This is a genomic window from Streptomyces sp. NBC_01198 (assembly GCF_036010485.1).
GTDB lineage: Bacteria > Actinomycetota > Actinomycetes > Streptomycetales > Streptomycetaceae > Actinacidiphila.
Genome location: NZ_CP108568.1, coordinates 7,385,955 through 7,401,154, shown reverse-complemented (window position 1 = coordinate 7,401,154; position 15,200 = coordinate 7,385,955). Strand labels below are relative to the sequence as shown.

The following is a 15,200-nucleotide window of genomic DNA, read 5'->3' as shown; positions in this document are numbered from 1 at the left end:
CCGGACGATATACGGAAGCCGGCCGGTCCGCCGCACGCGGCCCGGCCCCCGGTCAGGCCGCTCGCACCTCGATCAGCAGCGCGTGCCCAGGGTTCAGCGTCGGCATCGGCAACCCGGCCCGCGCCAGCACCGTCCCGGGCAGCGGCACCCATCCGTCCAGCGCCGCGGTGAACCAGGCCGGCCCTGCCGTCTGGTGCAGCGAGGGCAGCCCGAGGTCGGTCCTGATCCGTACCCGGTAGGCCGCCTCGGGCGCCAGACCCGGCAGCGGCACCCGGCCGGACTGGCTCTCCGCCGAAGTGGCCAGCCGCGCCCAGCAGTAGAGCGCGGCCGACGAGTCGTCCGCGACGACGCCGTGCAGCACGGTGGCGTCACCGGGCAGGTCGGCGCGGACCTGCCGGCCGCTGTGCAGCAGCGGGCGCAGCTCGCGGTAGAGGGCGGTCCACGCGGTGAGCCTGGCCAGCTCCTGCGGGTCGCACCGGGTGAGGTCCTGCTCGATGCCGGGGTGGCAGAACAGGCTGGTGGCCAGCCGGAAGGTGTCGGCGGTCACCCGCCCCGTGGTGTGGCTCTCCGCGGCTCCGACATGCGCGCCGATCAGCTCCGGCGGCAGCAGCTGGCCGGTCCAGCGCTGGATGGTCTGGCGCTCCACCGGGTCGTTGCAGTCCGAGGTCCACACCCGGTCGGTCCTGGCGAGGACCCCCAGGTCGACCCGGCCGCCGCCGGAGGCGCAGCTCTCGATCTCCAGCCCGGGATGCCGCGCCCGCAGCGTGTCGAGCAACCGGTAGAAGGCCTCGACCTGCGCGTGCCCCGCGGGCCGGTCACCGGGCCCGTGCACCGCCTCGTGCAGATCCCTGTTGTGGTCCCACTTGAGGTAGGCGATGCCGTACTCGCCGACCAGGGTGTCGAGGCGTTCCAACAGATAGGCCCACGCGTCGGGGTGCGAGACGTCCAGGGCGTACTGGTTGCGGGAGGTCGGGCCGCGGCCGCGGGCGGGGCCCAGGATCCAGTCCGGGTGCGCGCGGGCCAGGTCGGAGTCGGGGTTGACCATCTCGGGTTCGAACCACAGCCCGAAGTCCATGCCGAGCGCCCGCACGTGGTCGGCCAGCGGGGCGAGGCCGTCCGGCCACACCCGGGGATCGACGTACCAGTCGCCGAGCCCGGCGTCGTCGGCGCGGCGGCCGGTGAACCAGCCGTCGTCCAGCACGAAGCGCTCCACCCCGACCTCCGCGGCCCGGTCGGCGAGCCGGCGCAGCCGGTCCAGGTCGTGGTCGAAGTAGACGGCCTCCCAGCTGTTGAGGACCACCGGGCGCGGGGTGCCGGGGTGCGAGGGCCGGGCACGGAGAAGGGCGTGGAAGCGGTCGGCGAGGCCGTCCAGCCCGTCGGCCGACCAGCCGAAGTGACAGACCGGGGTGCGGTAGGTCGCACCCGGGGTGAGCCGTATCTCGCCGGCGCGCAGCAGCTCGCCGCCGCCGAGGACCGCGGCGTGCACACCGGCGCCCTCCGGGAGGCGCTCGGCCAGATAGCGCTGGTCTCCGCTCCAGGCCACGTGCACGCCCCAGACCTCGCCGTCCCGGAAGCCGAAGCCGGGCACGCCGACGGCCAGCAGGTAGGGCGAGTCCAGGCCCGGCTTGCCCCGCCGCACCTCGCGCACGTGGCTGCCGTGGCCGAGCGGGCGGCGCTGCGGCTGGCGTTCCCTGCTCCACTTGCCGGTGAAGTCCAGCACCTCGGTGGCGCGGGCCGGCAGCGGCAGCAGGGTGGAGACGCGGGCGAGGTCGTACGGTACGGGCTCGGCGTCCGCCGTGCGGGTGAGCGCCGCGGAGACGCCGAGCACGCCAGAGGGCTCCAGCCGGTAGGTGACGTCGATGTCGAGACCGGCGGTGGCGTCCGTCAGGGCGATGACGATCTCCCCGCCCCCGCCGGGGAACTCCCGGTGCGTGCCGCCGGTGAGCAAGGGCCCGGGGGCCGCCGCGCCGCCGGCGAGGTGGCCCTCGTGGGCGGGGGTGCCGGACCAGCCGTCCGCCTCGGTCGGCCACACGGTGAACCTGCGTGCCTGGTCGATGGAGTTGTTGAGGACGGCGCCCTCCGCGGTGAGGCACAGCGCGGCGAGGCCGGCGTCCGACAGCTCGCCGAGGTCGGCGCCCCAGTGCAGGACCCGCGGCACCGGCTCGGCCAGCTCCACGACCAGGGCGGTGCCCGCCGCACGCAGGGAGACGGTCCGTGCGGGGGCGTTCTGCATGGCGGGGTCCTTTCCTCGGGTCCGGCGCCGAATCTAGGCCGACTTTCCTTCCATGGTCAACATATTCGGATGCCCGGTCCATGGGTCTGGGGGGAAGTCAGGTGCAGGTGGAATGCTGTGGTCGTTTCCGGCAGAAAGGTAGGCTCGCCCGTATGACGCTCGCCGGACGGCCGCCGGCCGCCGCTCTGGTCTTCAGGACGCTGCTCGTGCACGGCCCCCTCACCCGGGCCGAGTTGGGGCGGCGCACCGGACTGTCACCGGGCGCCGTCACCAAGGTCTCCGCCCCGCTGCTGGCCGACGGCTGGATCGCCGAGCTGGGCCGGCCGGACGGCGAGCGGGCCAGCGGCCGGCCCGCGACGCCGATGGCCGTGCGTGCGGAGCGCGCCCGCTTCGTCGGGGTGAAGGTGACCGCTGACGAGCTGATCGGCGTCCTCACCGACCTCACCGCGACCCCGCTCGCCGCCCGCCGCGCCCCGCTGGCCTCCCGGGACGTCGACAGCGCCGTACGGGCGATCGGCCGGCTGGTGGCTGGGCTGCGGACGGCGGGCGGGGAGGCGGCGGGCGCCGGGGCGCCGGGCGCGGTGCACGGCATCGGCGTCACTCTGGCCGGGGACATCGACGCGCGGACCGGGACCGTGCAGTATTCGCCGTTCCTCGACTGGCGGCAGGTGCCGCTCGCCCGGCTGGTAGAAGCGGCCGCCGGCCCGCCCGTGGTGGTCGAGAACGACGTGCGCGCGCTGACGGTCGCCGAGCAGTGGTTCGGCGCGGGCGCGGGACTGTCGTCGTTCGCGGTGGTCACCGTCGGCGCCGGGATCGGCTGCGGCATCGCGGTTGACGGACGGGTGGTGTCCGGGGCGTACGGCGTCGCCGGCGAGGCCGGGCACCTGCCGGTCGGCGGCGACCGGGTCTGCACCTGCGGCAACACCGGGTGCGTGGAGGCCGTCGCGGCCACCGACGCGATCGTCGAGCAGGCCAGGCAGGCCACTGGTGACCCCGGGCTGACCATGGCGTCCGCGGTCCGGCGCGCGCACGCGGGCGACCCGGCCGTGCGGGAGGTCTTCGCACGCGCCGGGCGCGCGCTCGGCCTCGCGATGGCCGCCATCGCCAACCTGGTGGGCCCGGAGCGCATCATCGTCTCCGGCGAGGGCGTCGCCTCCTACGACCTCTTCGCCGACACGGTCCGCACGGCCTTCCGCGCGCAGGCTTTCGGGGCCGCGGCCGACTGCGACATCGTGGTGCGGCCGCTGCCCTTCGAAGCGTGGGCGCGCGGCGGCGCCGCGGTGGCCGCCCAGCGGGTCTTCGCGCCCGCCCCGCGCTGACCCGCGCGCCTCGGGTTGTACGGTTCCCGGCATGACCTCCGCAGCAGAACGCGCTCCGGGGCCGGTGACGGCCGACGACGTCGACCTGGCCGTACGGCTGTCGGTGACCGCCTTGCAGGCCGCCCCCGACAGCGGCTGGGACAAGGCGGCGGGCAGCCTGCAGTGGACCTGCTGGCAGACCGTGGAGCACCTGGCCGACGACCTGTTCGCCTACGCGCTGCAACTCGGCCCGCGGGTGCCCTCGCTGACCACCCATGTGCCCGCCACCTGGCGCCGGGAGACCGCGGGCGGTCCCGCGAGCACGATCTTCGTGGACCGCGGCGAGGGCACCGCAGGTCTGCTGCAGGTGCTTGAGGCCTGTGGCGCCCTGCTGACCTCGATGGTGCGCACGACCTCACCGGACGTGCGGTCGCACCACGTCTTCGGCCCGGCCGACCCCGAAGGCTTCGGGGCGATGGGCGTGGTCGAGACGCTGGTCCACACCGGCGACATCGCCGCCGGGCTGGGCGTGCCCTTCGAGCCGCCGGCGGATCTGTGCGAGCGGGCGCTCCACCGGCTCTTCCCCGACGCCCCCGCCGACGCCGAGCCCTGGCAGGCGCTGCTGTGGTCCACCGGCCGGATCGCCCTGCGCGAACGCGAACAGCGCGCCACCTGGCGCTGGTACGCCGAGCCCCGCACCTGAGCCCCCCCGGCTCCCCGCCGCTGGCGGGCGCCAGGCGTCACGGCAAGGGCGCGGCGGCGGAGGGGTCGAGGAGCGGGGCCAGGAGATCGCCGTGGGCGGCGAGGCGCGGGGGGAGGTCGGTGAGGGTGAAGGCCAGGTCCGCCGGGCGGGAAGCGGAAGCCACCTCGTCCCACGCGAGCGGCGTGGAGACCGCGGGGTGCGGCCGCGCCCGTACCGTGTACGGCGTCGCCGTCGTCTTCTTCGCCGAGTTCTGCGACCAGTCGATGAACACCCGCCCTGTCCGGTCCACCTTGGTCATCCGCGAGACGACCCGGTCGGGGTGCGCGCGCTCCAACTCCTGGGCGACCCGCCGCGCGTAGGCGGAGGCCTGCCGCGAGTCGGCGCCCCGCAGCGCCGCGTAGAGGTGCAGGCCCTTGGAGCCGCTGGTCTTCGCCCAGGTCCGCAGGCCGTCCGCGGCGAGCCGTTCGCGGAGCAGCAGGGCCACCTGGCAGCAGTCGACCACCGTGCGGTCGGGGCCGGGGTCGAGGTCGATGACCAGCCGGTCGGCGATGCCGGGCGTCGCCGACCGCCACTGCGGGGTGTGGATCTCCACGCAGGCGAGGTTGGCGGCCCACATCAGCGTGGCGAGGTCGTTGAGCTGGACCTGCGGCATGAGTTCGCCGCTGCTCCTGAGCGTCTCGGCGGTCGTCACCCACTCGGGCGTACCGGCGGGCGGGCGTTTCTGGAAGAAGCGCTGGCCCTGGACGCCGTCGGGGGTCCGCACGAAGCTGACCGGCCGTCCGGCGCAGTGCGGGATGAGGACTTCGGCGACGTTCGCGTAGTAGTGCAGCAGCTCGCCCTTGGTGGTGCCGGTGTCCGGCCAGAGCACCCGGTCGAGGTGGCTGAGCTTGATCTGGCGGCCCTCGACCTCGGTGATCGGCATAGCATAAAGATTCCCATAGCCTGACAAAAAGGACACGCTATGCGCAGCGTCTGGAGCGGGAACCTGGCCTTCGGGCTGGTCTCCATCCCGGTGAAGCTCGGATCCGCGGTGTCGAGCCACAAGATCAGCTTCCGGCAGATCCATCTGGCCGACCAGGGCCGGGTGCGCTACCAGAAGACCTGCGAGCTCGACGAGGAGGTACTGACCTCCTCCGACATCGGCCGCGCCTTCGAGACCCCGGACGACCAGCTGGTCGAGGTCACCGACGCCGACCTGCAGGCGCTGCCGCTGCCGACCGCCAAGACCATCGAGGTGAGCGGTTTCCTCGACGCCGCCTCCGTGGACGCGATGCAGCTGGACACCCCGTACTTCCTGGCGCCGTCCTCGCCGACCGCGAACAAGCCGTACGTCCTGATGCGCGAGGCGCTGGCCCGCTCGGGCAAGGCGGCGGTGGGCAAGTTCGCCATGCGCAACTCCGAGCACCTGGCGCTGATCACCGCCCGCGACGACATCCTGCTGCTGCAGACCCTGCGCTGGCCCGACGAGCTCAACTCGGCGGCCGACGCCGTCCCGCGCGGCAAGGTCAACATCAGCGACAACGAGCTGCACCTCGCCGACACCCTGATCCAGGCGCTCGGCGAGGCGGACCTGTCGGCCTACCACGACGAGTACGCGGCGGCGGTGGAGGCGCTGGTGACGGCGAAGCTGGAGGGCGCGGAGCCGCCGGCGGCCACCGGCGAGGGCGGCGGCGGCAAGGTGGTGGACCTGATGTCGGCGCTCCAGGCATCGGTGGACCAGGCCAAGGACAGCCGCGGCGGGGACGACGGGAAACACGCAACCGTCACCGAGCTGAGCTCCAAGGGCGAGGGCGCGGCCGGCAAGCGCCCGGCCAAGAAGGCGGCCGCGAAGAAGGCGGCGGCCAAGAAGACCACCGCGCGCAAGACCGCCGCCAAGAAGACCGCGAAGAAGGCGACGCCCCACCGCAAGGCAAACTGAAAGCTCACTGTCATTTGACAGATGACATCTTCCTGGGAGTTACTTTCTTTATCGAGTCGACTCCCAGGAGGTCGCCATGTCCGTCCCCGTACCCGCCCCTCCCCCGCTGGCGAACTCCCCGCGCCGGTGGTGGGCGCTGGCCGCCCTGACGCTGAGCGTGCTGATCATCGCGCTGGACGGCACCGTCATCACCGTGGCGCTGCCCACGCTGTCCCGTGAGCTCGGTGCCGACAGCGCCCAGTTGCAGTGGATCAACGGCGGCTACCTGCTGGCGCTCTCGGTGGCGATGCTGCCGGTCGGGCTGCTCGGTGACCGCCACGGCCACAAGCGGGTGCTGATCGGCGGTGTCGCGCTGTTCGGCCTGGCGTCGCTGGCCGGCACCCAGGCCGGTTCGCCGGGGCAGCTGATCGCGGTGCGGACGGTGCTCGGGCTGGCCGCGGCGATGATCATGCCGGTGTCGATGGCCGTGCTGCCGCGGATCTTCGGCCGGGCCGAGCTGCCCAAGGCGATCGGCGTGTGGACCGCGGCCACCGCGGTGGGCATGCCGGTGGGGCCGCTGGTCGGCGGCTGGCTGCTCAACCACTTCTGGTGGGGCTCGGTGTTCCTCTTCAACGTGCCGGTGGTCGTGCTGGCGCTGGCCGCGTGTGTCTGGCTGCTGCCCGCCGACCGGACGCGGGAGCGCACCGCGGCCGCGCCTTTCGACACGGTCGGCACCGTGCTCAGCGCCCTGGGCATCACCGCGCTCGTCTACGGCACCATCCTGGTCCCGGACGACGGCTGGGGCAGCCCCGAGGTGCTGGGCGGCGTCGGCGGGGGCGTGGCGCTGCTGGCGGTCTTCGCGGTGTGGCAGCGCAGGTTCCCGCACCCGCTGGTGGACCTGCGGCTGTTCGCCGACCCGCGGTTCCGCTGGGGCACGCTGATCGCGGTCTTCGTGAACTTCGCGCTGATGGGCATCATGTTCGTCGTGCCGCAGTATCTGCAGGTGGTGCTCGGGCACGACGCGCTCGGCACGGGCCTGCGGATCCTGCCGCTGATCGGCGGGCTGATGGCCGCCGCCACGCTGGGCGAGACGCTGGTGCCGCGGCTGGGCACGCGGGTGGTGGTACCGGCCGGGCTGCTGGTGTTCGCCGCGGGCACCCTGGTCGGCGCGGGCACCGGCGGCGGCGACGGATACGCCTACGCGGCGCTGTGGCTGACCATGACCGGCTTCGGGTTCGGCCTCGCCGTGGTGCCGGCCACCAGCCTGGTGATGGCGTCGCTGCCCGCCGAGCGGTCGGGCCGCGGCACCAGCCTGCTGGAGACCGTGCAGCAGGTCGGCGGGGTACTCGGGGTGGCCGGCCTTGGCAGCCTGCTGAGCGCGGGGTATCTCGCCCGGCTGGACACCGGCGGGCTGCCAGCAGCGGCCGCGGGCACCGCGCGCGACTCGGTGAGCGGCGCGGGCGCGGTGGCGGCGCGGCTGCACGACCCGGACCTGCTGGCCTCGTCGCACCTGGCCTTCGTGCACGGCATGAGCCTGGCGCTGCTGGTCTGCGCGGCCATCTCGCTGACCGCGGCCGTCCTCGCCGCCGTCTTCCTGCCCGCCCGCGCGGCCGGCGGCACTGAGCGTAAGGCCGCGGCCGGGGACACCGTCCCGCCCGCGCGCGAGGTCGCCACGAGCACCGCCGACCACGGACAATCGCTGGCATGAACGCCAAGGAGACCCCGACCGCGCCGGAACCGGGCCTGCGGGAGCGCAAGAAGCAGCGCACCCTGCGGACGATCAGGCGCGAGGCCTACCGCCTCTTCGCCGCCCAGGGCTACGAGGCCACCACCGTCGACCAGATCGCCGACGCGGCCGAGGTCTCCCCCAGCACCTTCTTCCGCTACTTCCCGACCAAGGAGGACGTCGTCCTCGACGACGAGTACGACCCCGCTCTCGTCGAGGCGCTGCGGGCCCGGCCGCCCGGCGAGCCGATCATCGACTCGCTGCGGCACGCGCTGACCGACTCGCTCGGGCGGCTGCTGCAGGCCGACCACGACGAGCTGCTGCTGCGCACCCGGCTCGGTTTCACCGACCCGGCCATCAGGGCGCGTTCCTGGGACGAGCTGCAGCGCAGCCAGGACGTGGTGGCCGCGGTGATCAGCGAGCGCACCGGCCGCGACCCCGACGACCTGGACGTGCACTGCGCCGCGGCCGCGCTGATCGCGGTGTCCACCGCGGTGGTCAAGCACTGGGTGCAGCGGGACGGCTCGGTGGATCTGGTCGCGCTCTATGACCGGCAGTTCGCGCTGCTCGCCGAGGGGCTGCGTTTTTGAACGGCGTATGAAACCAGCGCCCGTGACGGCTGGTCAATCTCCGCAGAGCCGGACATCGCGGGCGCCCCGTCGTTGACACGCCCTGCGCCCGATGCCAACGTTACGGCCCGTGCCGCCGGATCACCGCCGGCCGCCGCAACACCGGGCCGCGACGCGGCACCGTACCCGCACACGGACGATGGTGGCCGACATGGACGCAGGAAACGGGACGGCAGCGTGTCGACGACACCGCCGCACGCCGGCTTTCCTGTCCTGGCATGTCGATGTGCTCCGCGTCAGCGCCGCGCTGTGTCGCCGCTGACCGGCTGAGTACACCACCGCCGGCCGCCGGGCGCCGCTGACACCAGATCAGGCCCGCGGCACCGCCGGCCCGCCTGCCCTTGCCTGTGCACCCTTCCGTGCTCAGCTCCGGCCCCTCCCGCACCGCCTCCCCGGCCGGCTCCCCGCCGCAGCCGTGCGGCACCACCTGCTTCGCGCTGGAGTCACCCGATGAACGAATCGCCCCCGCCTGCCACCGCAGGCGCGCCCCCGTCCGCCACCGAGAGACCCGGACCTCCGCCAGGCCCGTCCGGCAAGCCGCCGGACGTGCTGTCGGCCCAGCGGGTCGTCCCGCTGCGGCACCCGGGGCGCTGGCTGCTGACCGCGGTGGTCCTTCTCGTCGTCGCGCAGGTCGCGCACGGGCTGGTCACCAACCCCTTCTTCCAGTGGGACCGGTACCGCTACTGGTTCCTGCGTCCGGTGATCGTCGACGGGCTGCTGATCACCCTCAAGGTCGCCGCGTGGAGCGCGCTGTTCGGGCTGCTCGGCGGCATCGTGCTCGCGGTGGCCCGGCTGTCGCCCAGCCCGGTGCTGCGCACGGTCAGCTGGGTGTACGTCTGGCTGCTCCGCTCGATCCCGCTGATCGTGCTGCTGCTCTTCCTCTACAACTTCGGCGCGCTCTACCGGACGGTGACCCTGGGGGTGCCGTTCGGCCCGGGTCTGCTGCACTTCGACGAGTCGAAGCTGGCCTCCGAGCAGGTGGTCGCCATCGTCGGCCTCAGCCTCAACGAGGCGGCCTTCGCCGCCGAGGTGGTCAGGGGCGGGGTGCTCTCGGTGGACCAGGGGCAGCACGAGGCGGCGGCCGCCCTCGGCATGCCGCGCGGCTACCAGTTCACCCGGATCGTCTTCCCGCAGGCGCTGCGGACCATCGTCCCCAGCTACGTCAACCAGCTGATCGGCCTGGTCAAGAGCACGTCCCTGGTCTTCTACGTCTCGCTGCTCGACCTGTTCGGCCAGGTCGAGTCGCTGGGCAGCACGTACCCGAGCGACGTGGTGCCGCTGCTGCTGGTCGCCACGACCTGGTACGTCATCCTCACCAGCGTCGTGTCGCTGATCCAGTTCTACGTCGAGCGGTACTTCTCCCGCGGCGCCCTGCGTTCCCTGCCGCCCACCCCGCTGCAGCAGCTGCGCACCCGGTTGCGGGACGTGCGGGCGCGGATCGCGATCGGAGCGGCCGGATGAGCACCGTCACGCAGGACAGCACGGCGCCGCGGCCCGCCGCCGTGAGCATCCACAACGCACACAAGGCGTACGGCACCCACCAGGTGCTCTCCGGTGTCGACCTGACCGTGCCGCCCGGCCAGGTCACGGTGATCCTCGGGCCGTCGGGATCGGGGAAGTCCACCCTGCTGCGGGCGGTCAACCACCTGGAGAAGCTGGACATCGGCCACGTCAGCGTGGACGGCGAGCTGATCGGGGTGCGGCGGCACCGGGGACGCCTGAAGGAGATCAGCGAGCGGGCCATCCTCGCCCAGCGCGGCCGGATCGGCTTCGTCTTCCAGAGCTTCAACCTCTTCCCGCACCTGACCGTGCTGGACAACGTGGCCGCCGCACCGGTCGCCACCGGCCGCAGGAACCGGGCGCAGGCGCAGCAGCTGGCCCGGACCCTGCTGGCCAGGGTGGGGCTCGCCGACAAGGCCGACGCCTACCCCCGGCAGCTGTCCGGCGGGCAGCAGCAGCGGGTGGCCATCGCCCGAGCGCTGGCCCTGGAGCCGGGCGTGATCCTCTTCGACGAACCGACCTCGGCGCTGGACCCCGAACTGGTCGGCGAGGTACTCGACGTCATCAAGGACCTCGCCACCAGCGGCACCACGCTGATCATCGTCACCCACGAGATCGGCTTCGCCCGCGAGGTGGCCGACACCGTGGTCTTCCTCGACGGCGGGCTGATCGTCGAGCAGGGCCCACCGGCCCAGGTGCTGGACGCTCCCGCGCACCCGCGTACCCGTGAATTCCTCAGCCGGGTCCTCTGACCCCGCTGCCCCTCCCGACCTCAAGGACGCCCATGCCTCGCCTCCGTCGCCGCCACCGATCCGTCCTGACCGCCGCCGCCGTCGCCTCGCTGGCCCTGACCCTGGGGGCCTGCGGCAGTGACAGCACTTCCGACGCGGCGGCGCCCCCCGCTTCCACCGCCGACGGCACGGTGGTCGTCGGGGCGGTGTCCAACGGCGCCGCCGAGCAGACCTCCATCGCGGTGTCCGAGGTGGCCGCGATCCGCGCCGAACTCCCGAAGGCGATCGCCGACAAGGGCGAGCTGTCCATCGGGCTCGGCTTCCTGCCCGCGGGCTCCCCGCCGATCGGCTACGTCGGCACCGACCAGAAGACCCTCACCGGCTCGGAGCCCGACCTGGGCCGACTGGTCGCCGCGGTCCTCGGTCTCAAGCCGGTCTTCCACAACGCGACCTGGGACAACCTCTTCGTCGGCCTGGACAGCGGTAAGTCCGACGTGGGCTTCTCCAACATCACCGACACCGAGCAGCGCAAGGAGCACTACGACTTCGCCTGCTACCGCAAGGACAACCTGGGCTTCGAGGTGCGCAAGGACGACACCTGGAACTTCGGCGGCGACTACCGGAACCTGGCCGGCCGGACCGTGGCGGTGGGCTCGGGCACCAACCAGGAGAAGATCCTGCTGACGTGGCAGCGCCAGCTCAAGGCGGAGGGCAAGAAGCTCACCGTCAAGTACTTCCAGGAGGCAAACAGCACCTACCTGGCGCTGTCCTCCCGCAAGATCGACGCCTACTTCGCACCCAACCCGAGCGTGGCCTACCACGTCACCACGACCGCGGGCACACCGAACGCGACCCGCAGCGCGGGCACCTTCTCCGGCGCGGGGGCGAGCCTGCAGGGGCTGATCTGCGCGACGGCGAAGAAGGACAGCGGGCTGGCCAAGCCGCTCGCCGACGCGATCAACCACCTCATCGCGGGCGGGCAGTACCGCACCTGGCTGGCCGCCTGGAATCTCAGCAACGAGGGCCTGCCCAGCTCGCAGATCAACCCGCCGGGACTGCCGGTGACCAACTCCTGAACCGCGCAGGACCGCCCCGGGCCAGGACTATCCCGGCCCCCGACCCGGTTGTCGTCCACGAGTGCCGACGAGCAGGCGCAGAACGGAGCACCACCCCGGCCATGTCCACCAGCCTCCCGCCCCAGCCCCGGCGTTCCCGACCGTTCCCGCAGGCCAGGCACGCGGGGCCCGGCCCGCACGTGCTGGACAACGCGGTGTGGGCCGCACTGTCCGGCGCGCACCGGCATCTCGCCGAGACCGCCGGCCTGGCCGCCCGCTACCAGCCGGACGTGTCGCCCTTCGTGGCGATCGCCGACCCCGACGACCCGCAGGCCTGGGACGACCTGGCCGAGCTGGTCGGCGCCGGCAACTCCTTCGCGCTCGCCGGTATCCCCGCGGTGCCCGCGGGCTGGGCGGCCGGCGCCCCCGCGGACGGCGTCCAGCTGGTGGCGACGTCGCTGCGGACCGCCGACGACCCGGAGGCCGAGCGGCTGGGCCGCGCCGACATCCCCGAGATGCTGGAGCTGGTGGGTCGCGCCAAGCCCGGGCCCTTCCTGGCGCGCACCGTCGAGATGGGCGCGTACTACGGCATCCGCCGGGAGGGCCGGCTGGTGGCGATGGCAGGGGAGCGGCTGCGGCCGCCCGGCTGGACCGAGATCAGCGCGGTGTGCACCGACCAGCAGCACCGGGGCCAGGGCCTGGCCACCCGGCTGGTCCGCCATGTGGCGGCCGGCATCACCGCCCGCGGCGACACGCCGTTCCTGCATGCGGCGGCGGTGAACACCGGTGCGATACGGCTCTACGAGTCGATCGGCTTCACGCTGCGCCGCACCACCCTCTTCCACTTCCTCCAGGTCCCCGCCGACCGCTGACCCGTACATCCGAGGAGCACGCCATGCCCACCGCCTTCGTCCACACCGCCTTCGGCGGCCCCGAGACCGAGACCTTCGCCGACCTCCCGCGACCGGTGCCGGGTCCCGGGCAACTGCTGATCGCGGTACGGGCCGCGGGCGTCAACCCGGTGGACTGGAAGCGCCGCACCGGCTACCGGCGGGCCGGCGGGCGGGCCACCGACCTGCCGTCGGTGTTCGGCAGCGAGGCCGCGGGGACGGTCGAGGAGGTCGGCCCCGGCGTCGAGGGCTTCGCGGTCGGCGACGAGGTGTTCGGCAGCACCGACACCGGCGGCTACGCCGAGTACACCCTGGTCCCCGCCGGCGGCACCGCGCACAAGCCGTCCGGGCTGTCCTGGACGGACGCGGCCGCGCTGCCGGTCGCGGCGGCGACGGCGTACGACGCCGTGAACCAGCTCGCCCTGCCATCCGGCGCGACGCTGCTCGTCAACGGCGTCGGCGGCGGCGTCGGGGTGGCCGCGGTCCAGATCGCCCGGCATACCGGGCTGGCCGTGATCGGCACCGGGAGCGAGGTGAAGCGCGACCTGGCCGAGTCGCTGGGCGCCGTCCATGTCACCTCGGGGGAGGGCGTGGCCGAGCGCGTCCGCGCGGCGGCTCCCGACGGGGTCGACGGGGTCCTGGACCTCGTCGGCGGTGCCTCGCTGCGCGAGCTGGCCGAGCTGCTGACCGACCGGTCCCGGCTGCTCAGCGGCGCCGACAAGGCGCTCGTCACGGAGCTGGGCGGCAGCGCGATCGTGCGCGAGCGCACCGGCGCGGTCCTCGACGCGGTGGCCTTGCTGGTGACCGCCGGAGACCTTGACCCGCTGGTGACCCGGGTCTTCCCGCTCGCCGAGGCCGGCCAGGCGCTCCGCGCGGTGGAGGAGGGCCACACCCGGGGCAAGATCGTCATCGAGGTCGGCGGCCGGTAGGGCCTGTCCGGCGGGCGGGTGACGCCCGCCCGCCGGACGGGGATTGCGCCGGGCGGGGGACCCGGGTTAGCTTCGCAGGACAACGGCCGTTCGGCCAGGACGAGGGGGTGACGGCATGGGTGCGACCCGGCCTCACCACGCCGTCTTCCACCCCGCCGCGGTACGCCTGCTGGTGCCGGGCGGACCGCACGTGCGCCTGTACGGGCGGCAGCACATCGACCTCGCGAGGGTGGCCGGCGCACTCTGTTGCGCCTGACCCGGCCCACTGCCGCGCGACCCTCCCCGCCGCACGTTCCTGCCGGCCCCCGTCCTCGTCACAGCACGGGCGGCGCCCCGCACGCGTACGGCCTGCCGGTCGCGCCCACCTCCCGGTCGATCGAGGAAGGCACCCCGCATGTCCGTACCCCCGCTCCATCTCGCCGTCGCCCTGTCGGACGCCGGCTGGCACCCCGCCGCCTGGCGCGAGCCGGGCGCCCGTCCCCGCGAACTGTTCGACGCCGCCTACTGGGTGGACGCGGTCCGCGAGGCCGAGCACGCCCTGCTCGACTTCGTGACCTTCGAGGACTCCCTGGCGATCCAGCAGGCCGATCCGCTCGCCGGCCCCGACGAGCGCACCGACCAGGTGCGCGGCCGCCTCGACGCGGTGCTGACCGCCGCCCGGGTGGCGCCGCTGACCAGCGGCATCGGCCTGGTCCCGACCCTGGTCGCCACCCACACCGAGCCGTTCCACCTGTCGAAGGCCATCGCGACGCTGGACTACGTCAGCACCGGCCGCGCCGGCCTGCGGGTCCAGGTCGCCGCGCAGCAGCACACCGCCGCGCACTTCGGCCGCCGGGTGCTGCCGTCGCTGCGCACCGGCGGGACCTCCCCGGCGGACCTCCTGACGGAGCTGCTTGACGAGGCCGCCGACTACGTCGAGGTGGTGCGCCGGCTGTGGGACAGCTGGGAGGACGACGCGGAGATACGGGACGTGGCAACCGGCCGCTTCGTCGACCGCGCCAAGCTGCACTACATCGACTTCCAGGGGCGGCACTTCAGCGTCAAGGGCCCCTCGATCACCCCCCGACCGCCGCAGGGGCAGCCACCGGTGACCGCGCTGGCCCACGGACCCGTCGCGTACCCCCTGGTCGGGCGCTCCGCGGACGTCGGCTTCGTCACCCCCGAGGACACCGCCCACGCTGCGGAGATCGTCGCCGCGGTCCGCGCGGAGCAGCGGGATGCGGGCCGGGCGGAGGAGACCGTGCACGTCTTCGGCGACCTGCTGGTCTTCCTCGACGACAGCGCGGCGGCCGCCACGGCCCGCCGGGAGCGGCTGGACGCGCTGCTGGACCAGCCGTACTCCGGTGACAGCCCGGTCTTCACCGGCACACCCGCCCAACTGGCCGATCACCTGCTGGCGTTGCGGGAGGCCGGCCTGACCGGCTTCCGGCTGCGGCCGGCCGACGCCGACCACGACTTGCGGGCGATCACCCGCGGCCTGGTCCCCGAACTGCGCTCCCGCGGCGCCTTCCGCCACGCCTACGAGGCCGCCACCCTGCGCGGCCTGCTCGGACTCCCCCGCCCCGCCAACCGCTACGCCACCGCCTGAGCCGGAAGGACGGAAACCGCC

General features: G+C 73.7%; 14 protein-coding genes. 12 read left to right on the top strand and 2 right to left on the bottom strand.

All coding sequences use genetic code 11. From position 1 onward, the window contains the following. Positions 1-52: 52 nt before the first annotated feature. The gene (locus OG702_RS33080) at positions 53-2,233 is read right to left on the bottom strand and encodes an alpha-galactosidase (protein ID WP_327292630.1); all 2,181 of its coding nucleotides are present in this window, start codon (positions 2,231-2,233) and stop codon (positions 53-55) included. Positions 2,234-2,385: 152 nt separating this feature from the next. Here OG702_RS33080 and OG702_RS33075 point away from each other — a divergent pair, with 152 nt between their 5' ends. Together OG702_RS33075 and OG702_RS33070 are read left to right on the top strand one after the other, a co-directional pair. Then, entirely contained in the window at positions 2,386-3,552 is a 1,167-nt protein-coding gene (locus OG702_RS33075; RefSeq protein ID WP_327292629.1) for an ROK family transcriptional regulator, read from the top strand. A 31-nt stretch (positions 3,553-3,583) separates the two neighbouring features. Further along, positions 3,584-4,234, top strand: a complete 651-nt coding sequence (locus OG702_RS33070) for a DinB family protein (RefSeq protein WP_327292628.1) — start codon at positions 3,584-3,586, stop codon at positions 4,232-4,234. Positions 4,235-4,271: 37 nt separating this feature from the next. On the opposite strand, the gene ligD is transcribed toward OG702_RS33070, so the two are convergent. Further along, entirely contained in the window at positions 4,272-5,156 is an 885-nt protein-coding gene (ligD, locus tag OG702_RS33065) for a non-homologous end-joining DNA ligase (protein ID WP_327292627.1), read from the bottom strand. Positions 5,157-5,195: 39 nt separating this feature from the next. Between ligD and ku the strand changes: the two genes are divergently transcribed. From ku to OG702_RS33020, 10 genes are all read left to right on the top strand, one after another. After that, positions 5,196-6,152, top strand: a complete 957-nt coding sequence (gene ku, locus OG702_RS33060) for a non-homologous end joining protein Ku (protein WP_327292626.1) — start codon at positions 5,196-5,198, stop codon at positions 6,150-6,152. Between the two features lie 76 nt (positions 6,153-6,228). Then, positions 6,229-7,839: an MFS transporter gene (locus OG702_RS33055; protein WP_327292625.1), complete on the top strand. Its 1,611-nt coding sequence runs from the start codon at positions 6,229-6,231 to the stop codon at positions 7,837-7,839. Then, entirely contained in the window at positions 7,836-8,447 is a 612-nt protein-coding gene (locus OG702_RS33050; RefSeq protein WP_327292624.1) for an acyl-CoA-like ligand-binding transcription factor, read from the top strand. The genes OG702_RS33055 and OG702_RS33050 overlap by 4 nt, the downstream gene beginning before the upstream one ends. Positions 8,448-8,936: 489 nt before the next feature. Further along, positions 8,937-9,947, top strand: coding sequence for an amino acid ABC transporter permease (locus tag OG702_RS33045; RefSeq protein ID WP_327292623.1), 1,011 nt, complete (start codon positions 8,937-8,939; stop codon positions 9,945-9,947). Further along, complete coding sequence (locus tag OG702_RS33040; RefSeq protein ID WP_327292622.1) at positions 9,944-10,738, top strand: amino acid ABC transporter ATP-binding protein; 795 nt, start codon at positions 9,944-9,946, stop codon at positions 10,736-10,738. The genes OG702_RS33045 and OG702_RS33040 overlap by 4 nt, the downstream gene beginning before the upstream one ends. Positions 10,739-10,770: 32 nt before the next feature. Then, on the top strand, positions 10,771-11,793 hold the full coding sequence (locus OG702_RS33035) for an ABC transporter substrate-binding protein (protein ID WP_327292621.1): 1,023 nt from the start codon (positions 10,771-10,773) through the stop codon (positions 11,791-11,793). Between the two features lie 101 nt (positions 11,794-11,894). Further along, the gene (locus tag OG702_RS33030; protein ID WP_327292620.1) at positions 11,895-12,644 is read left to right on the top strand and encodes a GNAT family N-acetyltransferase; all 750 of its coding nucleotides are present in this window, start codon (positions 11,895-11,897) and stop codon (positions 12,642-12,644) included. Positions 12,645-12,667: 23 nt separating this feature from the next. Further along, positions 12,668-13,591, top strand: coding sequence for an NADP-dependent oxidoreductase (locus OG702_RS33025; RefSeq protein WP_327292619.1), 924 nt, complete (start codon positions 12,668-12,670; stop codon positions 13,589-13,591). 115 nt (positions 13,592-13,706) lie between these two features. Further along, a complete protein-coding gene (locus OG702_RS35590; protein ID WP_442814665.1) occupies positions 13,707-13,847 on the top strand; it encodes a putative leader peptide in 141 nt (46 codons plus the stop codon). 138 nt (positions 13,848-13,985) lie between these two features. After that, entirely contained in the window at positions 13,986-15,179 is a 1,194-nt protein-coding gene (locus OG702_RS33020) for an LLM class flavin-dependent oxidoreductase (RefSeq protein ID WP_327292618.1), read from the top strand. Positions 15,180-15,200 lie beyond the last annotated feature (21 nt).